This is a genomic window from Devosia sp. 67-54, assembly GCF_001899075.1.
Taxonomy (GTDB): domain Bacteria; phylum Pseudomonadota; class Alphaproteobacteria; order Rhizobiales; family Devosiaceae; genus Devosia_A.
The window spans coordinates 352225-378191 of record NZ_MKVA01000003.1; the positions used below are offsets into that span (position 1 = coordinate 352225).

Below are 25967 nucleotides of genomic sequence, written 5' to 3' on the forward strand. Positions count from 1 at the left end.
GGGGAGAAGCGTCGCTGTGATTTGGGCATCGGCTCGTCGGCCGGACGGAGTGGGAAGTGGGAAAGCTCGTGCAATTCGAAGGACGGGGGAAGGAGCCCGGCGCGCCGCGGCCTGACCCGTCGGCCAGCGCCGAAATCCTGATCTTCACCGGGGTGCGCTACGAGCGCCAGGACGCCACGCCTCCCAAACCCAGCACCTCGTCCGGCAGCAAGCGCAAACGTGGATAGGTTTCGCCGTCACGCAATCGCAATGGCCGTCGTCGTCCTGACGGCGGCGCTTACCGGCTGCGCCCGCCCGGTGGGCGATTTCGGCCGCGCCGAAACCGATCCGCTGCACGACCGGGTGATGCCGGCGCTGGGCACGGCGCGCGCCATGGCGGCGCGCGAGCCGGTGTCGTCGTTCAACCTCACCGACCAGGAACGCGAGATGCGTGACCGCATCTGGCGCTATCTGGTGGCGCCGCATGCCTATGACTGGTTCGGCGACACCGCGGTGGAGCTGCAGCGCACCCGCATCCTGCCGATCAGCGGCAAGACGGCGCCGGCCGACAGATATTACCGCTGGCTGCATGGAACGGCGTTCGCCTCGTCGCGCGTGCGCTATTCGCGGCTGGGCGACGACGTGACCGCCGACATCGCACTGATGCCGGCGGCGTTCGCCGCCATCTGCGCCGTGCAGCAGGTGGACCGGCAGCGCGGCATCGCCGCCAACGGCATGCCGCAGCTCGAGGACAGGATGCGGGCCGACGCCGCGGCGCGGCAGGCCGAGAACCAGGCGCAGATCGACTGGTTCGTGCGGGCGGTGAGCGCGCGCTACGGCGCCTACAATTACGCGCTCGACCATCTGCTGGTGGAGACGCCGCACGACAACGCCGTGGCGGTGAACGGGCTGCTCAGCGACCTCGACGTCTATGTGGAGGCGGCGCAGCGCGGCGATTTCTGCAACGGCGCGCTGCCCGGCGGCCACAATCGCGGCGCGCCGGCGCTGCGCTCGCGCTATCTGCATTCGGACGCGATGGTGAAGGGCTCGTAGCCCGCCGGCCTCAGGTCTTCAGCGGCCGGCAGGCGAGCCGGCCCAGCTGCGCGGCGTAGCGGTCGCGGGTGGCCGGCTGCGACGGCTCCAGCTTGACCACGACGAAGATGTCGTCGGTCCTGGTCTCGACGATCAGCAGGCCGGCGTCGACGTCGATCTTCTGCTCGGCGAGCAGGCGGGTCTGCGCCGCGTCGAACACGCCGAGGTCGAGCGTCTGGCCGATGCCGTCGCGGTTGGTGGTGCTGTAGAGCACGGTTCCGGCGCGGTCATAGACCGAGACCGACCAGTAGCTGAGCGGCAGCGTGCCGGTGAGCTCGCCGGGGCCCTTGCTGAGATCGAGCCGGCATACCGCATAGGCGAGCTCCGGATCGAGCCGCAGCGGATTGGGGCCGCCGGGCGCCACGGGATCGAGCGTCACCACCTTGTTGACCTGCCCCACCGCCGCGAGCTGCACGCCGACGGTGTTGCTGGCGAGGCCCGGCAGCAGCAGGATGACCACCAGATGGATGGCGAGGCCGAGCAGCAGGCCGCCGAACATGTAGAGCAGCGTGCGCACCATCAGCACGCCTCGCGGATGATCGAGGGCAGGCTGGCATCGCTCGAGCCGACGCCGGAGAACAGCGTGGTGTCGTAGAGGTCGAGCACCAGCCAGAAGGCGCCGCTGCCGGTGATTTCGAGCCAGTTGAGCGGCGCCAGCGTCTTGCTGACATAGAGCTGCACCGAGCCGTCATTGGCGCGGGCGATGCGGCGGCTGTTGAAGCCGGGCGGCCCGTCCGGACGGGCGATGGTGGCGCCATCGGGAGCGGTGGGCACGAGGGTCCAGAAGGTCGCCGTGGGGGTGCTGCCGTCGATGCGGTAGCGGCAATTGCGGTCGAGCGGTACGCCGTCGCTGTCGGCGGTGGCGACGAAGCGGATGCCCTCGCCCTGGCCGAGCTGCAGCGCGCCGCTGCGCGCCAGGTACGCCCGGGTGTAGGGATCGGGGTCGGGCGAGCCGGCGCGCGGCCACGCCGTCCACGGCCCGATCTGCGCCGCGCCGACCAGCCGTCCGTCGGTCACCGCGTACCAGGAGAGGCCGAAGCCGACGGCCAGCGCCACCACCAGCAGCAACAGCAAATTGAGCAGGAACCGCAAGGATCAGCCGCGTCCGGCGGGGGCGGGCGTGACGGCGAGTGTAGCGACGTTCTGCTCGTCGCCGCCGCGCAGCGCGGCGTTGAGCTGGTCGGCAATGTCGAGCAGCTTGGCGGCCGCGTCGGGCTTCAGCGTCGGCGGGCGCTGCGGCGCGCTCGGCGAGGGCGAGCCGTCGGTGCTGGCCTGCACCACGAACGGCCGCGGAGTGAAGTCGAGGAACGGGATCGGCTTCACCTCGATATTGGTGTGCGCATAGGCCATGAATTTCTGCCAGGTCATGGCGGGCAGGGTGCCGCCGGTCATCTTGTTCATCTGGTGATAGTCGTCATTACCGTACCAGACGGCGGCGACGTAATTGCCGGTGAAGCCGACGAACCAGGCGTCGCGATAGTCCGAGGTGGTGCCGGTCTTGCCCACGGCGGGGACGCCGTCGACGGCGGCGCGCGTGCCGGTGCCGCCGGTGACCACGGCGCGCATCAGCGTATCCATGTAGCCCACGGTCTTGTCGCTGAGGATGCGCTCGCGCGGGGCGTTGACGTCCTTGTCGAACACCGTGTCGCCGCGCAGCGTGGTGATCTTGGTGATGCCGTAGGCCGGCGTCTTGTACCCGCCCGAGGCGAACACCGAATAGGCCGAAGTCATGTCGAGGACGCTGACTTCGGCGACGCCCAGCGCCAGCGAGCGGGTGACCGGGAAGTCGGAGGTGATGCCCATCTTGTGCGCGAGGTCGGCGATCGGCTGCCGGCCGGTCTTGATGGAGAGCGCCACCGCCGCGGTGTTGACCGAATGCTCGAACGCCTGGGTGAGGGTGATGTTGCCGAACAGGTTGCCCTCGTAATTGCGCGGGCACCAGTCGCCGATGCACACATAGCGGTCGTCGATGCGGGTGACTGGCGTCATGTTGGTGGATTCGAACGCCTGGGCATAGACGAACGCCTTGAACGACGAGCCGGGCTGGCGCAGCGCCGCCACGGCGCGGTTGAACTGGCTCTTGCCGTAATCCATGCCGCCGACCATGGCGCGCACCGGCCCGTTGGGCTCGGTGACCACCATCGCCGCCTGCGAGGCGTTGTAGCGCTCGCCATTGTCGCGCATCACCGAGGTGACGGCGTCCTCGGCGTAGGATTGCAGCACCGGATCGATCGTGGTGCGCACGACGAAGCTGTTGGCGGTGGTCTTGGAGTCGGCGATGATCTGCTTGGCGCGGTCGAAGGCCCAGTCGAGGAAATAATTGGGCGAGTTGATCTCGGCCGTGTGGTCGATCGGCGTCGCCGGGCTGCGCCGCGCCGCGGCGACCTGGCCCTCGGTCATGTAGCCGGCATCGACCATGTTGGAGAGGACGAGGTTGGCGCGGGCGCGGGCGGCCGCGAGGTCGACGGTGGGGGCGTATTTGGTCGGCGCCTTGAACAGCCCGGCCAGCATCGCCGCCTCGGCCAGGTTCACGTCGGTGATCTTCTTGCCGAAATAATACTCGGCCGCCGCCGCGGCGCCGAAATTGCCGCCGCCCATATAGGCGCGGTCGAAGTAGAGCTTGAGGATGTCGTCCTTGGAATAGTGCCACTCCAGCCAGACGGCGAGGAAGGCTTCCTTGATCTTGCGCTCGACGGTGCGCTCCGGGGAAAGGAACAGATTCTTGGCGAGCTGCTGGGTGATCGACGAGCCGCCCTGCGTGCCGTTGTCGCCCTGGGCGTTGTTGACCAGGGCGCGCAGCGTGCCGACGATGTCGACGCCGAAATGGTCGTAGAAGCGCCGGTCCTCGGTCGAGATCGCCGCCTTGACGAAATAGTCGGGCAGCTTGTCGAGCGGGTAGGAATCGTCGGAGCGGATGCCGCGCCGGCCGATCTCGTTGCCGTAGCGGTCGAGGAAGGTGACCGAGATGTCCTCGGGCTTGTTGAAGCTGCCGGTCTGCACCGCCTGGAAGGCGGGCAGCGCCAGCGCCAGCATCAGCACCGAGCCGATGGCGAGGAAGGTGGCGCCGTCGGAGAAGATCTCGACGAAGAAGCGGCGCACGCCGCGCACCCGGAAATTGGCGAAAAAATCCTCGATGTGGCGGTAGCCGCGGCCCAGCGCCTGCCAGAATTCGTACAGCGCCGAGTCGAGCCAGGCGTCGGCATCGAGCGCCCGCGACGTCTTGCGCCGTTTCTCCTTGTGGTAAAATGGGTCCTGCAACGGGGCAGCTCTGGCTCAAGACGCTGAAATCGCCCGAGGATAACGCATTGCGAGCGCGGCGAATATAGGGCGGTTCGGCGCGCCTGCCGCGGCCGGCGAGGAATGAGCCCGGACCCGGCACGCCACCGTGCAATCGCGCCGGAAACGCTCTATATCGGCGCCATGGCCTTCTGGGACGACAAGACGCTCGAGGAGATGACCGAGACGGAGTGGGAAGCGCTCTGCGACGGCTGCGGGCGGTGCTGCCTGATGAAGCTCGAGGATGAGGACACCGGCGAGCTCTACCGCTCGGACGTGCGCTGCAAGCTGCTCGACGGCCGCTCCTGCCGCTGCTCGGACTACCCCAACCGGCACGAGGTCGTGCCCGACTGCATCAAGCTGACGCCCGAGAACGTGCGAACCATCGAGTGGATCCCCAGGAGCTGCGCCTATCGCCGGCTGGCCGAGGGCCGCGGCCTCGCCTGGTGGCACCCGCTGGTGTCGGGCGATCCGCGGACGGTGGTCGAGGCCGGCATTTCGGTGCGCGGGCGCACCGTCGCCGAGACCGAGGTGAAGCCCGGGACGTGGGAGGACCACATCGCCGAGTGGCCGGAATGGGAGCCGAAGGAGTAGCGGCTCAGTCGCTGTCGGCCTCGCCGCCCGAGCCGTCCTCGTCATAGGGGGCGAGGAGGTAGAAGCGCGGCTCGACATTGGGATCGGTGTCGAACAAGCCGTCTTCGTCCTCGAACAGCCGCATGACCACCTTGCGGGTGGCGTCCATCAGCAGCACCGAGCCGTCCGATTCGTCGACGTTCCATGCCGCGATCTGGTCGGCCGAGGGGTAGGGCGCCGGGCAGGGCGCGGGCATCTCGACCGCCCAGCCGCCGATGGCCTGCTGGTCGGTGAAGCGGATCGGGCAGGTGGGCAGCGTTTCGTCTTCCTGCGCCAGCACGAAATCGCCGACCATGGACTGCAGCTCCTCGGGGACGGTCGACTGCTCGTCCGAGGCCGCCGACGACGAGCTGTCGGCCGCTGCCGCCGGGCCGGCGGCCAGCGCCAGCAGCGCAATTGCGGCGAGCGCGCCGCGCCAAGCGAATCCGGCCATGCGATTCTCCTCAAACTGCGCCTGAAACCGAGTCTAGGCGACACGCGGCCTGCGCCGCAAGCGCCAGTCTTTGCAGCGCTTTGCGGCCTTTTTGCAGAAAAGATATCCACGGTGTGACGCACCGGGCGTATAGTTCAGCTACGGTCGCAGAAATGGGCCCGGGGCTCCGGCCCCCGGCGGCGGCACACCAGTTTCACACAGCACGATCGACGGATGTCTCCCCGTGAGGGGAACGTCGACGTGTGGTCGCGCATAAGGATGGATCGACGTGGCGACCTACAGGCTCCGTGGCGCGAATGGGCGGTTCCTGCGGCGCGGGGAGATCGATCACGAGGCGATACGCCCCGACTACGAGGGCGATACGCTCACCGTGGTCCAGGTGGCCATCAAGCACCGGGTGAGCGCGTCGACCATCCACCGGCTCGTGGTGCAGCACGGCTGGACGCCCCGCGCCCCGCACCGCATCGACCCCAATGACCTGATCATGCGGATGTTTGCCGCGCTGGATGCGCAGATGCGCGATTTGGAGAGCACCATGACGGACACCAACAGCGTGCAGGTGGGCATGCTGAGCAAACTGGTCGCGACACTCGACCGGCTGATCGAAATCAAGGAGGTCGAGGCCAGCCGCAACCGGCGGCGCAGCAAGCCCTCGGCCAAGGTCGCCGAGCTGCGCAGCCGGATTGCCGAGCGGATCGCCGAACTGAATGAAGCTTGATGCGTCCGCGCTCGAGGCGCTGAGCGACGACGAGATCGAGGCGCTTGCCCTCGACTGGCCGCTCTGGGCCCGGCCGTCGCAACTGCCGCCGGCCGGCGACTGGGTCACCTGGCTGCTCATGGGTGGGCGCGGCTCGGGCAAGACCCGGGCCGGAGCCGAATGGGTGCGCGGGCTCGCCGCCGCCGGCACCGGGCCGATCGCGCTGGTGGGGGAAACCATCACCGAGGCGATCGCGGTGATGGTCAGGGGACCGAGCGGGCTCATGGCGGTGACGCCGCCCGACGAGCGGCCGAAGCTATCTGGAGCGGCGCTCCACTGGCCCAACGGCGTCGAGGGCATGATCCTCGGCGCCGCCGATCCCGAGCGCTTCCGCGGGCCGCAATTCGCCGCGGCGTGGAGCGACGAGATCGGCAAATGGCCCGACGCCGAGGCGGCCTGGGACATGCTGCAGTTCGGGCTGCGGCTCGGCGACCGGCCGCGGCAGATGGCGACCACCACGCCGCGACCGACGAAACTGCTGAAGCGGCTGCTCGCCGATCCGCACACCGTGGTGACGCGGATGACGACGGCGGAGAACCGCAAACACCTGGCGCAGAGCTTCCTCGGCGCCGTGGTGGCGCGCTATCGCGGCACGCTGCTCGGCCGGCAGGAGCTCGAGGGCGAGCTGATCGAGGATCTGCCGGGGGCGCTGTGGACGCGCGACATGTTCCGGCCGTTCACCGGCGGCGTGGTGGGCCGCAAGGTGGTGGCGGTCGACCCGCCCACGACCAGCGGCGCCGGCGCCGACGCCTGCGGCATCGTGCTGGCGGGGCGGGTGGGCGACGGCGCCGTGGTCCTCGCCGACCGGACGCTGCAACCGGCGGCGCCATTGGCGTGGGCGCGGCGCGCCGTGGCGCTGTGCGACTCCGCCAAGGCCGACTGCATCGTCGCCGAGACCAACCAGGGCGGCGAGATGGTCAAGGCCGTGCTGGCGCAGGTGGACGCCAACGTGCCGGTGCGCATGGTGCACGCGACGCGCGGCAAATGGCTGCGCGCCGAGCCGGTGGCGGCGCTCTACGCGCAGGGCCGGGTGCTGCACGCGCCGGGCCTCACCGCGCTCGAGGACGAGATGTGTGCGTTCGGGGTGGACGGGACGAGCGGCGGCCATTCGCCTGACCGCGTCGACGCGCTGGTGTGGGCGGTGACGGAGCTGATGCTGCGGGACGGACCGCGGGTGCGGGGGATGTGATGGGTGGAGAAGAGACGATCAGAACGCTGACGTGACGTGTGGATGCGGCAACGGCGCAGATGCGCTTTGAAATGGCGCTGCACGCGCTGGAGCGACGATATCGACCTGACCAGCCGCGCTTACCTGCGGGGACGCCGGAAGGTGGCCAGTGGACATATGATGGTGGTTCAGGCTCATCAGTATCTCATGTTGCTGCAAGCTCGGGCAGGGTTACATTCTCTGGTCCGCTTGTCCGTCAGGAATATGACCGAGGTCGCGACCGAACATTGTGTTTTTATCGGGACCTCGCGACGGGGCACGTCTTTGCGATTTGGGAGCCGGGAAACGACTGTCCCAACGGGCGTATAAACTACCGAGCCGACAGGGGGCGTTATGAGTGAGAGATGGACGATCAGCGACAGCGTGGCGGCTCTCGTCAGCAAGGGTGTCGCGCAATATGTGGCCAATGTCGGGGAGCCGGATTTTCCGTATTGCCCGATCCTGATCTGGAGCCTGGGCGGCGAACTGCGCGAGGCCGGCGGCGGGCGTCATGCTGTACCGCCCCGATATGAGCTCGGAATCGCCAAGCGTGCCGACATTGCCGAGCAAGGGTTCGTCGCGATTGCCGATGCTCGCGTCGGCCTGCCGGCATTTTCGCCAAAGCCGGCGGATGCGGCCTCTGGGCGGCGGCTGATCGACTTCGACGGCACGGACATCGTGGTGCGGTGAGGACTGTCGACAACATCGTCACAACACCGCGGGCGGCTGCAATCTTTCGGCTGGAGAAGCGTCGGCATTGGCCGCGGCTGGGCGAGGTGATTGCCCTGCATTTTATGTCGAGCTTCACCAATGCGGATGGCACGACGGTCGCCGACTTCGCGCCCGGTTACACCATAGATTACGTCGTCGACCGCATCTTCGGCGATGGGTGGCTGCTGGCGCATCTGCCCGATGGGACGCCGTTCCGGTTCATGCCGAAATTCGTGTGGCGGCCTGACGAGACTTACGTGCTCGACCGGGCGAGCGGCTACACACTTTCGATCGGACCGGCCGCCCGCTGAGGCGGGGCGCGGGTCATTTCACCGGAGATATCGATGCCCAATCTGTTCACCCGCCTTGCCGGCGGCCGATCCGTCACGCCCGAAAGCAAGTCGGCGCGGGTGCTGATGTCGCTGCGCGAGCTCGGCGATCCCGACTGGACGCGGCGGAGCTTTCCGGCGCTGGCGCAGGAGGGGTTCGCCCGCAACCCCGTGGTGCATCGCTGCGTGCGGCTGATCGCCGAGGCGGCCAATCGCGTGCCGCTGGTCGCGGTCGAGGACGGCAAGCGGCTGACGCAGCATCCGCTGCTCAAGCTGCTGCGCCGGCCCAACCCGCACCAGTCGGGCAGCGAGCTGCTCGAGGCGGTGTATGCCTATCTGCAGACGGCGGGGAACGCCTACCTCAACGCGGCGATCGCCGACGGCGAGGTGAAGGGGCTGTTCTGTTTGCGGCCCGACCGTATGCAGGTGGTGGCGGGCGCCGATGGCTGGCCCGAGGCCTATGCGTACACCTCGGGCGGCCGCACCCAGACCCTGCGGCAGGATACGGCGCCGGTTTCGAGCGTGCTGCACCTGGCGCTGTTTCATCCGCTCGACGACCATTACGGGCTGGCGCCGCTGGCGGCGGCGCAGCAGAGCCTCGACCTGCACAATGCCGCGGCGCGCTGGAACAAGGCGCTGCTCGACAATTCGGCGCGGCCGTCCGGCGCGCTGGTCTATTCGGCCGGCACCGGGCAACTGACGGAGGACCAGTTCACGCGGCTGAAGGAGGAGCTGGAAACGGCGTTCCAGGGCGCCGCCAATGCCGGCCGGCCGATGGTGCTGGAAGGCGGGCTCGACTGGAAGGCCATCGGCATCTCGCCGCGCGACATGGATTTCGTCGAGGCCAAGCACGTGGCGGCGCGCGAGATCGCGCTCGCCTTCGGCGTGCCGCCGATGCTGCTCGGCATCCCCGGCGACAACACCTATGCCAACATGGCCGAGGCCAACCGCACGCTGTGGCGCCACACCATCGTGCCGCTGGTGCGGCGCGTCACCGACGATCTGAGCTTCTGGCTGGCGCCGGCTTTCGGCGGAAGCGTGACTCTGGAGCCGGATTTCGACGGCATCGAGGCGCTGGCCGAAGACCAGGCGAGCCGCTGGGCCCGCATCGGCGGCGCGCCGTTCCTGACGGATGCTGAAAAGCGGGAGATGCTGGGGGTAGGGAAGGGATGATGCGGGGCGGGGTCGATCGGCTTACGGCGGAGATCAGGAGCGCGACTCTCGATCTGCTCGGCCATCTGGCGTTCCTGCAAATGCGCCGGATTGCTACCGAGTTGCGCTATCGCGAGGACCAACCACGCGCGCCGCGGGGAATACCTGAAGGCGGACAGTGGATCAGGGACCTTGGCCATGTCACAACTGACAGAGTTCATGTTGCGGCGGTGCGATCCCGCGCCCCGCGCTGCCAAGGAACGTCATGTCAAAGTGGTGGATCATTTGGCACCTCGGGGTGGATACACATCAAGGGCAAGCGATACTGTTGGGATTGCGCGATCAAGGAACTGGGTATTCAGGCGTTACCTGCCGATGAACAACTGAGCACCCTCAAGGGTTTCGACAAAACCATCGGGGAATGAGCGAGATTGACATGACATCAGCGAGACAGCGCGCTCTTGGCGCGGTCAGGATCGGCGACGTCATCTACGGACTCTCCGGAGCCGGAAATGAAAAGCTTCTGCTTGTCTACGACGTGAGCGATGACAGCATTTTCGCGCGGCACATTACATCCCAAACATCGGCTAGATTCGATCGTGCCGACGGAGAGACCAAGTCGATTCCAAGCGGCGGAAGCTGCAGGATCGTCTCCACCGCCGCTCTTCCTGCCAGCCGGCACGAGATTGCCATCGGGCTCGACCACAAGATGCGGACAGGCAAGGCGCATCCAGACTTCGTGTTGAGCAAAGCTGAAATCGATCTCCTTCTCACCTCGGGCGATTTCTTTCGTGCGCATTTGTTGCCGGAACGGTAAGTCGGATAGACGTCCGGATCGCGACATGAAGTGCTTCGTGTGACGCCGGCGATTGAGCAAGGCCGAGATCGACCTGCTGCTCGGCAAGGAGGCGTTCTACAAGGCCCGGCCGTTGCCGGGCGACTAGCTCAGAGTGACCGAGATGAGCGACCTGACGGCTCTGACGCGGCGCGTGCGCCCCATCCTGTTGAAGACGTGGGATCCTATCGGCATTGCCGACGAGCCGCGGGCGCAGGATGAGTATGATGCTTACGCGCCGGCCATTGCCCGGATGCTTGCCGCGGACGTGAGCGAGGCGGCCCTGGCGAGCCACCTGCTTGCCGTTGAGAGAGATCGCATGGGGCTGCGGGGTGACGAGCAACGCGCCGCGCAGACTGCGAAGCTGCTTCTGGCGCTGGTGAAGCACTGACGCAGGCCGCCGTCGCGGGGCGGCATCATAACACCCAAGAGAGCGGGCACAGTCGTGCTCGACCCCACACATGGATGATCTGACACGCACCATCGCCGAGCGCGGCGACCTGGCGCATCTGGCGCTGTTTTTGTGGGCGTCGGGGGCGAGCGGCCTCTTGGTGTGGACGCTGCGCGAGCTCGCCGCGGCCAACCGGCGCTTCGAGGATTTCGTCAAGGAAATCGCCGCGCTCAACCGATTGTTCAACCGCAAGGACTGACTCCCATGCCCACCAAGACCCAGGCGGTCGAGGTGTTCAGGCAGTTTGCCTGGAACCTCGCCGGCAGCCTCGTCGCGCCCAAGACCCGGCCGCGGCCGCAACGCCGGCCGGCGCGTCCGGCCGGGGAGAAGCGCTGATGCAGCCCATCCCCATCGATGCCGAGGGCCGCTTTGCCGGCTATGCCAGCGTCTTCGGCGAGGTCGACGACGGCGGCGACATCGTCATGCCCGGCGCCTTCCGCAAGAGCCTCGGCCTGCGCGGCCGGCACCGCGTCAAAATGCTGTTCCAGCACGACCCCAAGGAGCCGGTCGGCACCTGGGACAAGGTGGCCGAGGACGGCTTCGGCCTGTGGGTCGAGGGCCGGCTGGTCGGCGAGGTGCCGCGCGCCGACGCGCTGCGCCGGCTGATCGCCAAGGGGGCGGTGGACGGCCTGTCGATCGGCTTTCGCACCGTCAAATCCACGCGCGATCCTCGCAGCGGCCATCGCCGGCTGTGGGAGATCGATTTGTGGGAAATCTCCATCGTCACCTTTCCGATGATGGATCGCGCCCGGATTGCGCCGGGCACAGCGGGCGGCCGCAAGGCGCGCCTCGACCGGTCGCTCGAGGCGGCCATTTCCGTGTTCAAACATTGAGGATCCCGATGACTGATCTTGCAAGCGGCCTTGAGAACAAGGCCGGCACCGGCGGCGGCGCCGACACCGAGGCGCTGGTCGCCGAGCTGATGGGCGCGTTCGAAGAGTACAAGCGCACCAATGAGGGGCGCCTGGGCGAGCTCGAGCGCCGCGGCGCGGCCGATGCGCTGACCGAGGACAAGCTCGGCCGCCTGAACCAGGCGCTCGACGGCGCCAAGGCGGCCATCGACCGCGCCAATCTGGAGCGGGCGCGGCCGCGGCTCGAGGCCGGCGGGCCCGCCGGCGGGGCCGGCGCCGGCGACGAGTACAAGGATGCCTTCGCCGCCTATGTGAAGCGCGGCGAGGAGAAGGCGCTGTCGGTGGGCAGCAATGCCGATGGCGGCTATCTGGTGCCGGTCGAGACCGATACCGAGATCACCCGGCTGATGACGGCGATCTCGCCGATCCGCTCGCTCGCCAGCGTGCGCAAGGTGTCGAGCGCGACCTACAAGAAACCGGTGACCACCGCCGGCCTTGCGACCGGCTGGGTGGCCGAGACCGCGAGCCGGCCGCAGACCGACAGCCAGACCATCGATGCGCTGAACTTTCCGACGGCCGAGCTCTACGCCATGCCGGCGGCCACCGCGCAGTTCCTCGACGACGTGGCCGTCGATGTCGGCCAGTGGATCGCCGAAGAGGTGAATGCGGCGTTCGCGCAGCAGGAGGGCACGGCCTTCGTTTCCGGCAACGGCACCAACAAGCCCAAGGGCTTTCTCGCCGAGACCACGGTGGCCGAGGCGAGCTGGGCCTGGGGCAAGCTCGGCTACGTCACCACCGGGGTGAGCGGCGCGCTGCCGGCGAGCGACCAGTCGGACGTGCTGATCGACCTGGTCTATGCGCTGAAGGCGGGCTACCGGCAGAATGCGAGCTTCGTGATGAACCGCAAGACGCAAGGCGTGCTGCGCAAGCTCAAGGACGACGCCGGCAATTATCTGTGGCAGCCGGCGGCAACCGCCGACGGCAAGGCGACGCTGATGGGCTTCCCGCTGGTGGAGGCCGAGGACATGCCCGACATCGCCGCCAACTCGCTGTCCATCGCCTTCGGCGATTTCCGCCGCGGCTATCTGGTGGTGGACCGCGCCGGCGTCAACGTGCTGCGCGACCCCTACAGCGCCAAGCCCTATGTGCTGTTCTACACCACCAAGCGCGTCGGCGGCGGCGTGCAGGACTACGACGCCATCAAGCTGCTGAAATTCGGCACGGCCTAGCCGTCGCCGAGGCCCGGCGCGCCTGCCCCTCCCTCGGGCGCGCCGGGCAATGAGGTGAATGGTGAATGGTGAATGGTGAATGGTGAATGGTGAATGGTGAATGGTGAATGGAGGGGCGTCTCTCGGGTAGGACGCTGTTCCAACGCCGACGGTTCACCACTCACCATTCACCATTCACCATTCACTTGTTCTTTCGACCCCCGGAGACGATCATGACTTCAACCCTCATCGCCGGACCCGGCGAGGAGCCGGTGGCGCTGGCCGAGGCCAAGGCGTTCTGCCGCATCGACGGCAGCGACGAGGATGCGCTGGTCGCGGCGCTGATCGTCGCGGCGCGGCTGCAGGTCGAGAGCCTTACCGGCCGCGCGCTGGTGACGCAGACCTGGCGCCTGACACTCAATTGCGCGCCGCGCCTGGTGGCGCTGCCGGTGCTCCCGGTGGCGTCGCTGCTCGTCGCGCCCGACGGCGCGGTGCTACAGGGCGATGCGGTGCTGCTGGCCGAGCCCGTCGACGCGCTCAGCATCGACTATACCGCCGGCTATGGCGCCGCCGCCGACGTGCCGGCCGACCTCAGGCAGGCGGTGCTGACGCTGGTGGCGTATTGGTACGAACACCGCGACGCGCTGACCGCGCCGCCGCTCGGCTTCGACCGGCTGCTGGCGGGCTACAAGCGGGTGCGGCTGTGAGCGAGACCATTCCGCCGCTCGGCACGCTGACCGACCGCGTCGTGCTCAAGCGCCGCACCACGACCGACGAGGACGAGGGCGGCGAGGTCGCATTGTTCTCGCCGCTGGCGACGGTGTGGCCACGGGTGCGCCGGCTGGGCGCGCGCGCCGCGATGGAGGCCGACGGCCGCGGACAGACGCTGACGCATGCGGTGGTGCTGCGGTTCCGCTCCGACCTCAGGCCGGGCGACCGCATCGCCTATCGCGGCACCGACCTCGAGGTGCTGGCGGCGAGCGACCTCAACGGCCGCCGCGCCTATCTGAGCTGCCAGTGCAGCGAGCGGGTGGTGACCGGATGACGCATCCCCTGGTTGTGCTGCAGGCGGGCCTGGTCGCGGCCTGGCGCGAGGCCGGCCTCGCGGCGTTCGACGCGCCGCCGGCCGGCTCGGTGCCGCCCTATGTCGTGATCGGCCGCCACGATGTGCTGCCGCGCGACGGCGACGCCGCGCCCGGCTACGAGCACCGGCTGCTGCTGCATGTGTGGGCGGAGGGCGCGAGCCGCAAAGCCGTGGTGGCGCTGGCGGGGAGCGCAGTGGACGCGGCGCTGGAGGCGGCGCTCGACGGCGATCTGCGCGTGACGCTCAGGCGGCACGACCGCACCGACACCGCGATCGACGCCGTGACGGGGCGCGCGCGGGCGGCGGTGAGCATGACGTTCTATACGGAACAAGACAGCTGAATGTGCAGTTGGCGCCACCTTCCCCCGCAAGCGGGAGAAGGGACCTGACTGCATCATCAATGAAGGAATTGTGACATGGCGGCCCAGAGTGGCAAGGACATGCTGTTGAAGCTCGACCAGACCGGGTCGGGCAGCTTTCTCACGGTGGCGGGGCTGCGCACGCGGGCGCTGGCGTTCAACGCCGCGTCGATCGACGTGACCGACACCGAAAGCGCCGGGCGCTGGCGCGAACTGCTGGCCGGCGGCGGCATCAGGCGCGCCGCACTGAGCGGCAGCGGCATCTTCAAGGACCAGGCGTCGGATGCGGCGATCCGCGAGCTGTTCTTTGCCGGCACCCTGCGGAGCTGGCAGCTGGTGCTGCCCGATTTCGGCGTGGTGCAGGGGCCGTTCCAGATCACCGCGCTGGAGTTTTCCGCCGACCACGCCGGCGAGGTGACGTTCGAGATGGCGCTCGAGAGCGCGGGGGAACTGAGCTTTACGGCGAGCTGATCATCCGGGCAGGCGTCCGCGCCGGCTGTGCAGCACATCGAGGATGACGATGGTTTCCGCCGCGCCGCGGCCCTCGATCCGATAGCTGAGGATATAGCTGATGTCGGTCAGCGACTTGACGTAGGTGTGCGGCAACCGGCCCGGCCGTCCTGTGGAATGTTGGCCAAGGGCGTCGCCGGCCTCGACGATTCGATGCGTGACCGCGTGCGCGGCTTCGGGGTTCCGCCTGGCAAGATAGAGGAAGATCGAGGCGAGGGATTTGTCGGCCCGATTGGACCAACGCACCGACCTCATCGGGCGGCGACTTTCTTGTGGGTGCGGTCATCGCTCCGGTGGATCTCGAAAAGCGCGTCGATATGGGCCTTCACCTGCTCGCTGGTGAAGACGCGGCCCTCGTCGGCATCTTTTATGCCTTCAAGGATGCCTTCGACGATTTCGATCTCTTCCGCGACATAGGCGCCGAGCGCGTCGGCGACGAGATAGGAGCGGCTCCGCCCCGTCATCCCGGCCAGGCGATCGAGTTTTTCCTTGGTGTCGAGCGACACCCGCACGGTGATCGTGGTGGTTTCGGCCATGGCCGTCCTCCGGTGCTGCAGCAGCAATTGTACACATCCTAACACAAACGAACACAGGTGAACACATGGCCAATATGCAGCGTGGCGAGATCAGCGCCGTGATCGGCGGGGAGGAGCGGGTGCTGTGCCTGACGCTGGGGGCGGTGGCGGAGCTGGAGGCACGGCTCGGGGCGGGCGATCTGAGCGGGCTGGGCGAGCGCTTTGCCGGCGGGCGGGTGTCGGCGCGCGATTTGACGGCGATCCTCGGCGCCGGGCTGCGCGGCGGCGGCAACGCCATCACCGACGACGATCTGGCGCAGATGGCGGTGGAGGGTGGGCTGAAGGGCGCGGCGGAGATCGCCGTACGGTTGCTGCGCGCCACCTTCGGGGAAGCGGCATGAACGCCTTTCCGTGGAGCGCGGCGATGCGGCTCGGCTTCGGCGTGCTGCGGCTGTCGAGCAAGGAGTTCTGGGGGCTGACGCCGCGCGAGCTGGCGGCGGCCTTCGAGGCGCTGAGCGGCGCGCGGCCGGGTGCGCCGGATCGCGACCGGCTCAAGCAGATGATGGAGCGGTTCCCCGATGGACGATGATCCGCATGACTTTGTGCGCGAGCTGGGCGACGTGAATGCCGAGCTCCGGCGCGTGGGCGATCTGGCGGCCGGCGTCGGACGCTCGCTGAGCACGGCGCTGCGCGGCGCGGTGATGGACGGCAAGTCGCTGAAGGCCGTGCTGGGCGACGTCGCCAGGGCGTTCGCCGATCTCGCGCTGAAGGCGGCGCTGAAGCCGGTGGGCACGCTGGTGTCGACCGCGCTCGAAGGGCTGTTCACCGCGACCGATCCGGCGGTCACCAGGTTCGCCAAGGGCGGCGTGATCGCGGCGCCGAGCTATTTTCCGACGCAAGGCGGCATGGCGCTGGCGGGCGAGGCGGGACCGGAGGCGATCGTGCCGCTGCGCCGCGGCAGCGACGGCCGGCTCGGCATCGCCGGCGGCGGGGGCGGCGTGAACGTGACGTTCAACGTGACGGCGACGGATGCCCGCAGCTTTGCGGCGAGCGAGGCCGAGATCTCGGCCATGCTGCTGCGCGCCGTGAAGCGCGGCACGCGGGCGAGCTGACGGGACAGGCAACATGGCATTTCACCAGATCCGCTTTCCGCTCGACGTGGCGCTGGGGGCGCGCGGCGGGCCGGAGCGGGCGACCGATATCGTGACGCTGCACAGCGGCCGCGAGGAGCGCAACAGCCGCTGGGCCGGCTCGCGCCGGCGCTACAATGCCGGCTATGGCGTCAAGTCGCGCGCCGATTTGCAGGCGGTGCTGGCGTTCTTCGAGGAGCGGCGCGGACGGTTCCATTCGTTCCTGTGGCGCGACGGGCTCGACCATTCGAGCGGCGCCGAGACGCCGACCGCGTTCGACCAGATCATCGGCACCGGCGACGGCAGTACGACGGCGTTCCAGTTGACGAAGACCTACGGCGCGGCGTTCGACCCCTATGTGCGCCCGATCACCAAGCCGGTGGAGGGCAGCGCGAGGCTGGCGGTGGATGGCGTCGAGCTGGCGGGCAGCGGCTTCACCGTCAATACGCTGACCGGAATGGTGACGCTGGCCGCGGCGCCGGCCGCCGATGCGGCGGTGACGGCGGGGTTTCTATTCGACGTGCCGGTGCGCTTCGACACCGACCGGCTCGACATCGAGCTCAGTAGTTTCGATGCGGCCGAAGCGCCGGCCATTCCCTTGATCGAGGTGCTGGAATGAGAACGCTGGACCTGGGCTTCAAGGCGCATGTCGAAAGCGGCGCGACGACGCTGGCGACCTGCTGGAAGCTGACGCGCCGCGATGCGCTGGTGCTGGGCTTCACCGACCATGACCGCACGCTGCGCGTCGACGGCGTCGACTATGCGCCGATGCGCGGGCTCGACGGTGGCGAGGTGCCGGCGCGGCTCGGGGCGCAGGTCGATACCGGCGAGGTGGTGGGCATCCTGCATTCGGCGGCGATCAGCGAGGCCGATATCGTCGCCGGGCTCTACGACGGCGCCGCGGTCGAGACCTGGCGCGTCAACTGGCGCGACGTGACGCAACGGCTGCTGCAGCGTCGGGCGACCATCGGCGAGATCGTGCGCGAGGACGGGCAGTATCGCGCCGAGCTCAGGAGCGGCCAGCAGGCGCTGAACCAGGTGCGCGGGCGCATCTATTCGGTCTATTGCGACGCGGTGCTGGGCGATGCGCGCTGCACGGTGGCGCACGGCCATCCGAATTTCGGGCTTGGCTGCGACCGGGCGCTGGCGACGTGCCGCGACCGCTTCGGCAATGTCGCGAACTTCCGTGGCTTCCCACATATCCCGGGCAACGATTTCGTGCTGCGCTATCCGCAGGCGGGGAGCGCGCTCAACGGCGCGCCGCTGCTGCCATGAGGCGCGGCGAGATCGTCGCCACGGCGCGCGGCTGGCTCGGCACGCCGTACCGGCACCAGGCGGCGACGCGCGGCGCGGGCTGCGACTGCCTCGGCCTGCTGCGCGGCGTGTGGCGGCAGCTTTACGGCGACGAGCCGCTGGCGGTGCCGCCCTATCGCGCCGACTGGCGCGATGCGGCGCATCGCGAGACGCTGCGGCTGGCGGCGGAACGGCTGCTGTGGCCGGCGGGCGGGAGCTTACAAGCGGGGCAGGTGCTGCTGTTCCGGCTGGGGCGCAGCGCCGTGCCGCGCCATTGCGGCATCGCGATTGCCGCCGACCGCTTCATCCATGCGCAGGAGGGGCTGGGCGTGGTCGAGGCCAATCTCACCGAGGGCTGGGCGACACGCATCGCCGGCCGCTACGATTTTCCCGGAGTGACGATCTGATGGCGACCCTGGCGCTTTCGCTGGCCGGACAATTTGTCGGCGGTGCGGTGGGCGGGCCGATCGGCGCCACCGTGGGGCGGGCGCTGGGCGCGCTCGCCGGCAGCGCCATCGACAGCGCGATCTTTGCCGACAGGCCGCAGCCGGCACCGATGGCCGGCGCCGACCTCAGGCTGCACGGCTCGAGCGAGGGCGCGCCGATCCCCAAGCTTTATGGCTGGGCCCGGCTCAGCGGCAACATCATCTGGGCCACGGAACTCGAGCGCATCGAGGCCGAGAGCCGCGGCGCCAAGGGCGTCGGTGGCGGCGACGACAGCGAGGACGCCGAGCCGACCATCTGCGCCAATTTCGCCCTCGGGCTGTGCGAGGGCGAGGTGGCGCGGCTCGGCCGCGTCTGGGCCGACGGCCAGTTGATGGACCTGACCGGGGTGACCTGGCGCTTTTATCGCGGCAGCGAGACGCAGGCGGCCGACAGCCTGATCGAGGCCAAGCAGGGCGCCAATGCGCCGGCTTATCGGGGCCTCTGCTATCTGGTGTTCGAGCGCTTGCCGCTGACCGCCTTCGGCAACCGCATCCCCAACATCAGTGTGGAGCTCTGCCGCGTGGTGGGCGAACTCGAGCCGCTGGTGACGGCGGTGACGGTGATCCCCGGCGCGACGGAGTTCGGCTACGACCCGGCGCCGCGCGTGCGGCTGCTCGGGCCCGGCGCGACGGTGCCTGAGAATGCGCACCAGTCGGCGGGCGTCTCCGACTGGACGCTGTCGCTCGACGAGCTGACGGCGCTCTGCCCCAACCTCGAGGAGGTGTCGCTGGTGGTCGCCTGGTTCGGCGACGATCTGCGCTGCGGCACCTGCACGATCGCGCCCAAGGTGGAGGCGGCGGTGCGCGAGGTGGTCGGCGCCGAATGGTCGGTGGCGGGGCTGGGGCGCGGCGACGTCGGCGTGGTGTCGACGCACGATGGCGGCCCAGCCTATGGCGGCACGCCGTCCGACGCCGCGGTGCTGGCGGCGATCGCCGACCTCAGGGCGCGCGGGCTCAGGGTGACGCTCTATCCGCTGCTGCTGCTGGATATTGCCGAGGACAATGCGCTGGGCCAGCCGGCCTATCCGTGGCGCGGGCGGATCGCGGTACTGCCGGCCTCGGAGGGGACGGCCGCGGCGGCGAGCGAGGTCGCGGCGTTCGCGGCGCGCTATCGCGATTTCGTGCTGCACTATGCCGGGCTCGGCGCGGCGGCGGGGATCGACGGCTTCATCATCGGCTCGGAGCTGCGCGGGCTGAGTTTTTCGCGCGGGGCGGCGAACACTTTCCCGTTCGTTGCGGCGCTGGTGAGTCTCGCCGCCGAGGCGCGGACGCTGCTGCCGGCGGCGATGCTGACCTATGCCGCGGACTGGAGCGAATATTCCGGCGTGCAGTCGGGCGGCGGCGAGAAATTCTTCCATCTCGATCCGCTGTGGGCCTCGGCCGATATCGATGCGGTGGGCATCGACAACTACATGCCGCTCGCCGACTGGCGCGGCGAGGACGGGCCGGACGCGGCGGCGTGGGACGGGCCGTACGATCTCGGCTATCTGCGCGCCAATATCGCCGGCGGCGAGGGCTTCGACTGGTACTACGCCTCCGACGAGGACCGCAGCGCGGGAACGCGCACGCCGATCACCGACGGCGCCTATGGCGAACCCTGGGTGTGGCGATACAAGGACCTCGTGGGCTGGTGGAGCAATGCCCATCACGACCGGCCGGGCGGGGTGCGTGCGGCGTCGGCGACGGCGTGGGTGCCCAGGGGGAAGCCGATCTGGTTCACGGAGCTCGGCTGCGGCGCCGTCGACAAGGGCGCCAACCAGCCGAATCTGTTTTCCGATCCCAAGAGCAGCGAGAGCGGCCGGCCGTATTTCTCGACCGGGGCCGCCGATCCGCTGGCGCAGCGGCAGGCGCTGCGGGCGGTGCTGGGCTACTGGGCCGATGCGGCCAACAATCCGGCGTCGGACGTCTATGCCGGGCGCATGCTGGCGCGCACGACGCTGTGGACCTGGGACGCGCGGCCCTATCCGGCGTTTCCGCTGCGCACCGATGTGTGGAGCGACGGGCCGAACCACCTGACCGGCCATTGGCTGACCGGCCGGCTGGGTGGCCTCGCGAGCGACGAGCTGGCGGCGGCGATCGGCGCCGACTATCGCGTCACGCTCGGCAGCGCCGCGGTGCGGCCGCCCTTCGTTCACGGCTATGTGGTCGAGGCGCCGCAGGCGGCGCGCGCCGCGCTCGAGCCGCTGCTGGCGGCGAGCGGGCTGGCGCTGCGCGACCGGCCGGACGGGCTGGAGCTGGTGGCGCCATCGGCGCGCGACGCGCTGGCGGTGACTGACGTGGTGGCCGAAGACGGGCCGATGCTGTCGCGCCGCCGCCCCGATCCGGGCGAGGCGGTAGGGCAGGTGGCGCTGGGCTATCTCGACCGCGAGCGCAGCTACCAGTCGGGCTCGGTGACGGTGATCGCCGCCAGCGGCGGCATGCTGGAGACGGCGAGCGCCGGGCTGGTGCTCGACCTCGCGGGCGCGCGCTCGACCGCCGAGCGGCTGCTGGGCGAGCGGCTGGCGCATGCCGAAACCGTGGAGCTGGCGCTGCCGCCGTCGCAGATGGGGCTCGAAGTAGGCGACGCGATTGCGGTCGACGGCGCGACGTTCGAGGTGACCGAGATCCGCGACGGGCCGGCGCGGCGCATCGCGGCGAAGGCCGTGCCGCCGCTGGTGGAGATGACACTGGTCGGCGGCCGCGCGGGTGGCGCCGCCGACATTCCGGCCGGCGCGTCGGTGCCGGTGCTCGATTACGCGCATCTGCCGCCGGCCCCCGACGATGTCGAGCACTCGCGGCTGGCGGCGGGCGCCTATGCCAGCCCCTGGCCAGGGCGGGTGACGGTGACCGAGGAGCTGAGCGCGGCGACCGTCGCCTCGCTCGGCACCGCCGCAACGCTGGGCGAGCTGAGTGCGGCCTTCGATCCGGGCGGCATCTTCACCTGGGACGAGACCAATGCGCTGGAAGTGACTCTGTACGCAGGGCATTTGGCGTCGCGCGACGAGCTGGAGGTGCTCGCCGGCGCCAACCATCTGGCGGTCGAGACCGATGCCGGCGACTGGGAGGTGGTGGCCTTCGCCGATGCCGAGCTGGTGGCGCCGGGACAGTACCGGCTGACCCGGCTGCTGCGCGGCCGCTGGGGCAGCGATTTCGCCATCGGCCCGGCGGCGGCCGGCAATCGCGTGCTGCTGCTCGATGGGCGCAGCAGGCTGCTGCCGGTGCAGGCGGCGTGGCTGGATGCGACGCTGCAATTGCGCAGCTATGCCGGCGCCGCCGATGCCGAGGGCACGCCGGCCAGCGTGCAGATCGGCCTCGGGCCGGTGCTGCCGCTGGCGCCGGTGCACCTGGCGGCGGCGCGCGGCGGCAGCGGCGACGTGACGCTCGGCTGGGTGCGGCGCAGCCGCGCCGACGCCGACAGCTGGGCCGGCGACGACGCGCCGCTCGACATGACGCCCGAGGCGTATCGGGTCACCATCTACGACGCTGGAACGCCGATCCGCTCGATCGACGCCGGCGCACCTTCGGCCAATTATCCGGCCGCCGAGCAGACCGCCGATTTCGGCACGCTGCCGGCGAGCTTCGCCTGGAGCGTGGCGCAGCTCAGCCCGCGCTACGGGCCGGGGCACGCGGCGACGGCCAGCTTCACCGCCTGATCATTCGGAGAGTTTCATGCCTGAGCTCAGCACTGCCTCGCGGCAGCGGCTTGCCGGTGCGCACCCGCTGCTGCGCGATCTGTTCATCGCGGTGGCCGGCACGGCGGCGATCGAGGTGCTGGAGAGCCAGCGCGGCCGCTCGGCGCAGGAGCGCGCCTTCGCGCTCGGCCACAGCCGCGCGCATTTCGGCCAGTCGGCGCACAATTGGACGCCCGCCATCGCGCTCGACGTGGTGCCGGCGCCGCTCGACTGGACCGATCTCGACCGCTTCCGGGCGCTGGCGGCGCTGGTCAAGGCCGAGGCCAAGGCGCGCGGCGTGCCGCTCGCCTGGGGCGGCGACTGGGTGCGGCTGCGCGACATGCCGCATTACGAGCTCGACCCGTGGCGGAGCTTCGCGGCGGAGGCGACACCCTATGCCGGCTGACCCCTATCGCTTCGGCACGCGCTCGGACGCGACCAGGGCGCTGCAGGCGGCGCTCGCGGCCGCGGGCTTCGACGCGGGGGAGGCCGACGGCATTTTCGGCCGCCAGACGCAGGCGGCGGTAGTGGCCGCCCGAGTGGCGTTCGGGCTCGGCGCCGGCGGCGTCGACGCGGCGCTGCTCGGGCGGCTGGGTCTCGCGGCACGCGCCGACCCGATCCAGGATTTCCTGCTGCGGCAGGCAGTTGCGCTGTTTCTCTCAACCCTCAAAGGACGCTTACCGATGACTTTCCTCGCCGGCTACCGCACCTACATCATTGCCCTGATCATGCTGCTGACCGGCGTCGCCGGCTTCCTCGGCATCGACATCCCGAGCTTCACCGGCCAGGTGCCGGGCGACCTGATCATCCAGGCCCTCGCCTTCATCTTCCTGCGCCACGAGCTGAAGATGGACAGCAAGGGGTGATAGCCGCTCCACACATCTGTGGACTTCAACAGATGTGTGGAGTACCCTACATGTATGAACGCCAAGGAATTGCAGCGAGAGCTGGCCAAGCTCGGCGCGAGTTTTGTCACCCATCCGGGGGGCAGCGGACATATCACCGTCTATTTGAACGGCAAGAAGAGCCAGATTCCGATGCACGGCGGGGCAAGGAGTTGGGCCCCGGGCTGGTCCACGCGATCAGGAAGCAACTCGGGTTGAAGTGGGGAGTAGCGTATGGCCTGGTACGAACTGAGCCTGCAGCCGGACGGCGACACCTGGCTGGTGACGGCACCGGCATTCAAGGAGGTCGCGACGTTTGGCGACGATCAGGAGGAATCGTGCCGCAATGGGCTGGATGCGATCCTGCAGGCGATTGCCGGGAGGATTGCCGATGGCGAGCCCGTTCCTGCACCGATGGTCGATGCGCCGCGCAAAGGCATCTTTGCGCAGTTGCCGCTAATGGTTTTCCTCAAGGCGGCGCTGTACATGATCCTGCGCGAGCAGGGAAAGACCCGGGCCGATCTCATGCGCATGCTGGGCTGGCACCGCGAGCAGGTCGACCGTCTGTTCCGGCTGGACCACAATTCGACCCTGGACCAGCTCGAGAAGGCGTTCGCCGCGGTCGGGACGCCGCTGCGCCTCGATGTCTCGTTTCCTCAGGCAGCCTGATCGCTGCGCCCACCTGACGCGGAAACCATTCATTCCCCATTCAGCGGATCGCGCCTAAATGTGGGCGCATGAACATTATTCGCACCATTCTCCTCACGATGGCGGCGGCGGCGAGCTTGTCGCTGGGCGCCGCCATGCCCGCTTCGGCGGCCTCCAAGGATTGCCTGACGGACCAGCAGATCCAGGCGGCGATCCAGTCGGGCGAGATCAAGAGCTGGCCGACCATCAAGAAGATGGCGCAACTGTCCAGCGACTATCAGGAAGTTTCGGACGTCAAAGTCTGCCTGGTCAATGGCGTCCCGTATTACAACGTCAACCTGGTCTCATCGAGCGGCGCCGCGAAGAAAATCGTCCTCAACGCCGTAGATGGCAGCGGCTGATTTGCTATAGTCGGGAAAAGGGACGGCTCCGATGCGCATCCTCGTTGTTGAAGACGACACCAATCTGAACCGCCAGATCAAGGACGCCCTCACCGAGGGCGGCTACGCGGTGGACGTGGCTTTCGATGGCGAGGAGGGGCACTTCCTCGGCGACACCGAACCCTATGATGCAGTGGTGCTCGACATCGGCCTGCCGCAGATGGACGGGCTGTCGGTGCTGGAGGAATGGCGCCGCGCCGGCAAGACCATGCCGGTGCTGCTGCTCACCGCCCGCGACCGCTGGAGCGACAAGGTGCAGGGCATCGACGCCGGCGCCGACGACTACGTGGCAAAACCCTTCCACATGGAAGAGCTGCTGGCGCGGCTCAGGGCGCTGGTCCGCCGCGCCGCCGGCCATGCCAGCAACGAGATCACCGCCGGCCCGGTGCGGCTCGACGTCAAGGCCGGCAAGGTGACGGTCGACGGCCAGGCGATCAAGCTGACCAGCCACGAATTGCGGCTATTGAGCTACCTCATGCACCACAAGGGCAAGGTGGTGAGCCGCACCGAGCTCACCGAGCATCTCTACGACCAGGATTTCGACCGCGATTCCAACACCATCGAGGTGTTCGTCGGCCGCCTGCGCAAGAAGCTGCCCGAAGAGGTGATCCACACCGTCCGCGGACTGGGCTACCAGATCCTCGAAGACTAGCGCGAGATGCGGAAAGGCTCGATCGCCTTTTCCCTGTTCTGGCTGTCGGCGGGGTGGCTGATCCTGGCGCTGGCCGGAACGGCGTTCCTGTTGACCGACCTCTATTCGCGGGCGCTCGACACCAACCTCACCAACCAGCTCAAATTCGACATCGACACGCTGTCGAGCGCCATCCTCGATTCCACCGACCCGTCCTTCGGCGACGTCAGCGTCAACGATCCGCGCTTCACCCGCGCCTCGACCGGCTGGTACTGGATCATCCGCAACGAATTCGGCGACGTGCTGGCGACCTCGCGCTCGGCGGTGGGCAGCCTGCCGCCGGCGCTGACCGGCAATTTCGACGCCGACAATTACCGCACCGGCATCCTCGGCGACGAGGCGGGCAACCGCATCCGCGCCATCGAGCGCGCGACCACCAGCAACGGCCGGCCGCTGCGCATCACCGTCACCGGCAATCTCGACGACAGCCTGGCGCTGGTCGGCCAGTTCCGCGGCCAGACGCTGACCGTGCTGAGCGCGGTGGGCATCGCGCTCGCCATCATGTCGGGCATCGTGGCGCGCCTGGCGCTCAGGCCGATCGACCGGCTGGGCAAGGCCATCGAGCGGGTGCGCGAGGGCGAGAGCGAATCGATCACCGGCAGCTATCCGCGCGAGATCGCGCCGCTCGCCGAGGAGGTGAACGAGCTGCTGCGCTCCAACACCCAGATCCTCGAGCGCGCCCGCAACCAGGTGGGCAACCTGGCGCACGGGCTGAAGACGCCGCTGGCGGTGCTGCGCAACGAGGCCGCTGCCGCGAGGGACAATCCGCTGAGCCGGGTGGTGGCCTCCGAATCGGAGAAGATGACGCAGCTCGTCACCACCTATCTCGACCGCGCCCGCATCGCCGCGCGCAGCACCGTGGTCGGCAAGAAGGCCGACGCCACCATGGTGATGCTGCGCCTCGTGCGGGTGATGCAGAAGCTCAACCAGAACGTCACCATCGCCTTCAAGCGGCCGGACGCCTCGCTGCCCTGGTTCCGCGGCGACGAGGGCGACCTCGAGGAGATGGCCGGCAACCTGCTCGACAATGCCTGCAAATGGAGCAAGGGCCAGATCGCCGTGACCATGGGCGCCGAGCGCACCGAGAGCGCGCAGATGCTGGTGATCCGCGTGGAGGACGACGGCCCGGGGCTGACCGAGGAGGAGGCGCAGAAGGCGCTGCGCCGCGGCGTCCGCCTCGACGAGAAGACGCCCGGCAGCGGATTGGGACTCGATATCGTCAAGGAACTGGTTGACGTCTATGGCGGCAGCCTGCAATTGAAGCGCTCGGTTCTGGGGGGCCTGCTGTGCGAGCTCCGACTGCCGGCCGCCAAAGTGGGGCTGGTCCGGAACTGACTTAACTCCGCCGCAGTTATCGCCCCTGA

General features: G+C 68.9%; 39 protein-coding genes. 33 read left to right on the forward strand and 6 right to left on the reverse strand.

The features are described from left to right. Positions 1-56: 56 nt before the first annotated feature. Positions 57-227, forward strand: coding sequence for a hypothetical protein (locus BGO82_RS04375; RefSeq protein ID WP_291304330.1), 171 nt, complete (start codon positions 57-59; stop codon positions 225-227). A 22-nt stretch (positions 228-249) separates the two neighbouring features. Then, a complete protein-coding gene (locus BGO82_RS04380) occupies positions 250-1032 on the forward strand; it encodes a hypothetical protein (protein WP_291304331.1) in 783 nt (260 codons plus the stop codon). Positions 1033-1042: 10 nt separating this feature from the next. Here BGO82_RS04380 and BGO82_RS04385 read toward each other — a convergent pair whose 3' ends face one another. The 3 genes from BGO82_RS04385 to BGO82_RS04395 are packed head-to-tail and all read right to left on the reverse strand — an operon-like array spanning position 1043 to position 4329. After that, positions 1043-1591 (reverse strand): hypothetical protein, encoded by a 549-nt coding sequence (locus BGO82_RS04385; protein ID WP_291304332.1) that lies wholly within the window; start codon positions 1589-1591, stop codon positions 1043-1045. Next, positions 1591-2163 carry a DUF1214 domain-containing protein gene (locus BGO82_RS04390; protein WP_291304333.1) on the reverse strand — a complete coding sequence of 191 codons (573 nt, stop codon included), beginning with the start codon at positions 2161-2163 and terminating at the stop codon, positions 1591-1593. Before BGO82_RS04390 ends, BGO82_RS04385 begins: the two co-directional genes overlap by 1 nt. A 3-nt stretch (positions 2164-2166) precedes the next feature. Then, positions 2167-4329 carry a PBP1A family penicillin-binding protein gene (locus BGO82_RS04395; protein ID WP_291304334.1) on the reverse strand — a complete coding sequence of 721 codons (2163 nt, stop codon included), beginning with the start codon at positions 4327-4329 and terminating at the stop codon, positions 2167-2169. A 162-nt stretch (positions 4330-4491) separates the two neighbouring features. Here BGO82_RS04395 and BGO82_RS04400 point away from each other — a divergent pair, with 162 nt between their 5' ends. Continuing rightward, complete coding sequence (locus BGO82_RS04400) at positions 4492-4941, forward strand: YcgN family cysteine cluster protein (RefSeq protein WP_291304442.1); 450 nt, start codon at positions 4492-4494, stop codon at positions 4939-4941. 4 nt (positions 4942-4945) lie between these two features. On the opposite strand, the gene BGO82_RS04405 is transcribed toward BGO82_RS04400, so the two are convergent. Further along, on the reverse strand, positions 4946-5413 hold the full coding sequence (locus BGO82_RS04405) for an AprI/Inh family metalloprotease inhibitor (protein ID WP_291304335.1): 468 nt from the start codon (positions 5411-5413) through the stop codon (positions 4946-4948). 268 nt (positions 5414-5681) lie between these two features. Between BGO82_RS04405 and BGO82_RS04410 the strand changes: the two genes are divergently transcribed. From BGO82_RS04410 to BGO82_RS04485, 16 genes are all read left to right on the forward strand, one after another. Beyond that, positions 5682-6131: a hypothetical protein gene (locus tag BGO82_RS04410; RefSeq protein WP_291304336.1), complete on the forward strand. Its 450-nt coding sequence runs from the start codon at positions 5682-5684 to the stop codon at positions 6129-6131. After that, the gene (locus BGO82_RS04415; protein WP_291304337.1) at positions 6121-7359 is read left to right on the forward strand and encodes a terminase family protein; all 1239 of its coding nucleotides are present in this window, start codon (positions 6121-6123) and stop codon (positions 7357-7359) included. The genes BGO82_RS04410 and BGO82_RS04415 overlap by 11 nt, the downstream gene beginning before the upstream one ends. Before the next feature lie 402 nt (positions 7360-7761). Continuing rightward, positions 7762-8067: a hypothetical protein gene (locus BGO82_RS04420; RefSeq protein WP_291304338.1), complete on the forward strand. Its 306-nt coding sequence runs from the start codon at positions 7762-7764 to the stop codon at positions 8065-8067. Next, positions 8064-8399 (forward strand): hypothetical protein, encoded by a 336-nt coding sequence (locus BGO82_RS04425; protein ID WP_291304339.1) that lies wholly within the window; start codon positions 8064-8066, stop codon positions 8397-8399. The genes BGO82_RS04420 and BGO82_RS04425 overlap by 4 nt, the downstream gene beginning before the upstream one ends. A 33-nt stretch (positions 8400-8432) precedes the next feature. After that, the gene (locus BGO82_RS04430) at positions 8433-9590 is read left to right on the forward strand and encodes a phage portal protein (RefSeq protein ID WP_291304340.1); all 1158 of its coding nucleotides are present in this window, start codon (positions 8433-8435) and stop codon (positions 9588-9590) included. After that, entirely contained in the window at positions 9590-9994 is a 405-nt protein-coding gene (locus BGO82_RS04435; RefSeq protein WP_291304341.1) for a hypothetical protein, read from the forward strand. The genes BGO82_RS04430 and BGO82_RS04435 overlap by 1 nt, the downstream gene beginning before the upstream one ends. Next, entirely contained in the window at positions 9991-10386 is a 396-nt protein-coding gene (locus BGO82_RS04440) for a hypothetical protein (protein ID WP_291304342.1), read from the forward strand. The genes BGO82_RS04435 and BGO82_RS04440 overlap by 4 nt, the downstream gene beginning before the upstream one ends. Before the next feature lie 142 nt (positions 10387-10528). Continuing rightward, positions 10529-10795 (forward strand): hypothetical protein, encoded by a 267-nt coding sequence (locus BGO82_RS04445; protein ID WP_291304343.1) that lies wholly within the window; start codon positions 10529-10531, stop codon positions 10793-10795. Between the two features lie 70 nt (positions 10796-10865). Further along, positions 10866-11054: a hypothetical protein gene (locus BGO82_RS04450; RefSeq protein WP_291304344.1), complete on the forward strand. Its 189-nt coding sequence runs from the start codon at positions 10866-10868 to the stop codon at positions 11052-11054. A 5-nt stretch (positions 11055-11059) separates the two neighbouring features. After that, a complete protein-coding gene (locus BGO82_RS04455) occupies positions 11060-11191 on the forward strand; it encodes a hypothetical protein (RefSeq protein WP_291304345.1) in 132 nt (43 codons plus the stop codon). Next, positions 11191-11688 carry an HK97 family phage prohead protease gene (locus BGO82_RS04460; RefSeq protein WP_291304346.1) on the forward strand — a complete coding sequence of 166 codons (498 nt, stop codon included), beginning with the start codon at positions 11191-11193 and terminating at the stop codon, positions 11686-11688. The genes BGO82_RS04455 and BGO82_RS04460 overlap by 1 nt, the downstream gene beginning before the upstream one ends. A gap of 8 nt (positions 11689-11696) precedes the next feature. Further along, positions 11697-12935, forward strand: coding sequence for a phage major capsid protein (locus BGO82_RS04465; protein ID WP_291304347.1), 1239 nt, complete (start codon positions 11697-11699; stop codon positions 12933-12935). A gap of 212 nt (positions 12936-13147) precedes the next feature. Beyond that, positions 13148-13621, forward strand: a complete 474-nt coding sequence (locus BGO82_RS04470) for a head-tail connector protein (protein ID WP_291304348.1) — start codon at positions 13148-13150, stop codon at positions 13619-13621. Continuing rightward, positions 13618-13959 carry a phage head closure protein gene (locus BGO82_RS04475; RefSeq protein WP_291304349.1) on the forward strand — a complete coding sequence of 114 codons (342 nt, stop codon included), beginning with the start codon at positions 13618-13620 and terminating at the stop codon, positions 13957-13959. The genes BGO82_RS04470 and BGO82_RS04475 overlap by 4 nt, the downstream gene beginning before the upstream one ends. Beyond that, the gene (locus tag BGO82_RS04480; protein ID WP_291304350.1) at positions 13956-14339 is read left to right on the forward strand and encodes a DUF3168 domain-containing protein; all 384 of its coding nucleotides are present in this window, start codon (positions 13956-13958) and stop codon (positions 14337-14339) included. Before BGO82_RS04475 ends, BGO82_RS04480 begins: the two co-directional genes overlap by 4 nt. A gap of 75 nt (positions 14340-14414) precedes the next feature. Beyond that, positions 14415-14828 carry a phage major tail protein, TP901-1 family gene (locus BGO82_RS04485; protein ID WP_291304351.1) on the forward strand — a complete coding sequence of 138 codons (414 nt, stop codon included), beginning with the start codon at positions 14415-14417 and terminating at the stop codon, positions 14826-14828. Here the strand turns inward: BGO82_RS04485 and BGO82_RS04490 are convergent, their stop codons facing one another. Both BGO82_RS04490 and BGO82_RS04495 read right to left on the reverse strand, forming a co-directional pair. Then, positions 14829-15113 carry a type II toxin-antitoxin system RelE/ParE family toxin gene (locus tag BGO82_RS04490; RefSeq protein WP_291304352.1) on the reverse strand — a complete coding sequence of 95 codons (285 nt, stop codon included), beginning with the start codon at positions 15111-15113 and terminating at the stop codon, positions 14829-14831. Positions 15114-15118: 5 nt separating this feature from the next. Further along, on the reverse strand, positions 15119-15403 hold the full coding sequence (locus BGO82_RS04495; RefSeq protein ID WP_291304353.1) for a ribbon-helix-helix protein, CopG family: 285 nt from the start codon (positions 15401-15403) through the stop codon (positions 15119-15121). A 65-nt stretch (positions 15404-15468) separates the two neighbouring features. Between BGO82_RS04495 and BGO82_RS04500 the strand changes: the two genes are divergently transcribed. From BGO82_RS04500 to BGO82_RS04565, 14 genes are all read left to right on the forward strand, one after another. Then, positions 15469-15783 (forward strand): gene transfer agent family protein, encoded by a 315-nt coding sequence (locus tag BGO82_RS04500; protein WP_291304354.1) that lies wholly within the window; start codon positions 15469-15471, stop codon positions 15781-15783. Beyond that, positions 15780-15971: a rcc01693 family protein gene (locus BGO82_RS04505; RefSeq protein WP_291304355.1), complete on the forward strand. Its 192-nt coding sequence runs from the start codon at positions 15780-15782 to the stop codon at positions 15969-15971. Before BGO82_RS04500 ends, BGO82_RS04505 begins: the two co-directional genes overlap by 4 nt. Beyond that, complete coding sequence (locus BGO82_RS04510; RefSeq protein ID WP_291304356.1) at positions 15961-16494, forward strand: phage tail tape measure protein; 534 nt, start codon at positions 15961-15963, stop codon at positions 16492-16494. Before BGO82_RS04505 ends, BGO82_RS04510 begins: the two co-directional genes overlap by 11 nt. A 13-nt stretch (positions 16495-16507) precedes the next feature. Further along, a complete protein-coding gene (locus BGO82_RS04515; RefSeq protein ID WP_291304357.1) occupies positions 16508-17131 on the forward strand; it encodes a DUF2460 domain-containing protein in 624 nt (207 codons plus the stop codon). Continuing rightward, entirely contained in the window at positions 17128-17787 is a 660-nt protein-coding gene (locus BGO82_RS04520; protein ID WP_291304358.1) for a DUF2163 domain-containing protein, read from the forward strand. Before BGO82_RS04515 ends, BGO82_RS04520 begins: the two co-directional genes overlap by 4 nt. Further along, positions 17784-18212 (forward strand): NlpC/P60 family protein, encoded by a 429-nt coding sequence (locus BGO82_RS04525; RefSeq protein WP_291304359.1) that lies wholly within the window; start codon positions 17784-17786, stop codon positions 18210-18212. The genes BGO82_RS04520 and BGO82_RS04525 overlap by 4 nt, the downstream gene beginning before the upstream one ends. Next, positions 18212-21922, forward strand: a complete 3711-nt coding sequence (locus BGO82_RS04530; RefSeq protein ID WP_291304360.1) for a glycoside hydrolase/phage tail family protein — start codon at positions 18212-18214, stop codon at positions 21920-21922. The genes BGO82_RS04525 and BGO82_RS04530 overlap by 1 nt, the downstream gene beginning before the upstream one ends. A 16-nt stretch (positions 21923-21938) precedes the next feature. Next, entirely contained in the window at positions 21939-22346 is a 408-nt protein-coding gene (locus BGO82_RS04535; protein WP_291304361.1) for a M15 family metallopeptidase, read from the forward strand. Beyond that, on the forward strand, positions 22336-22806 hold the full coding sequence (locus BGO82_RS04540) for a peptidoglycan-binding protein (protein ID WP_291304362.1): 471 nt from the start codon (positions 22336-22338) through the stop codon (positions 22804-22806). Before BGO82_RS04535 ends, BGO82_RS04540 begins: the two co-directional genes overlap by 11 nt. A gap of 54 nt (positions 22807-22860) precedes the next feature. Then, complete coding sequence (locus BGO82_RS04545) at positions 22861-23043, forward strand: addiction module toxin, HicA family (RefSeq protein WP_291304363.1); 183 nt, start codon at positions 22861-22863, stop codon at positions 23041-23043. Positions 23044-23058: 15 nt separating this feature from the next. After that, positions 23059-23493 (forward strand): type II toxin-antitoxin system HicB family antitoxin, encoded by a 435-nt coding sequence (locus tag BGO82_RS04550; RefSeq protein WP_291304364.1) that lies wholly within the window; start codon positions 23059-23061, stop codon positions 23491-23493. Positions 23494-23561: 68 nt separating this feature from the next. Then, on the forward strand, positions 23562-23873 hold the full coding sequence (locus tag BGO82_RS04555; RefSeq protein ID WP_291304365.1) for a hypothetical protein: 312 nt from the start codon (positions 23562-23564) through the stop codon (positions 23871-23873). Between the two features lie 31 nt (positions 23874-23904). Then, on the forward strand, positions 23905-24564 hold the full coding sequence (locus tag BGO82_RS04560) for a response regulator transcription factor (protein WP_291304366.1): 660 nt from the start codon (positions 23905-23907) through the stop codon (positions 24562-24564). A gap of 6 nt (positions 24565-24570) precedes the next feature. Further along, the gene (locus BGO82_RS04565) at positions 24571-25938 is read left to right on the forward strand and encodes a HAMP domain-containing sensor histidine kinase (RefSeq protein WP_291304367.1); all 1368 of its coding nucleotides are present in this window, start codon (positions 24571-24573) and stop codon (positions 25936-25938) included. Positions 25939-25967 lie beyond the last annotated feature (29 nt).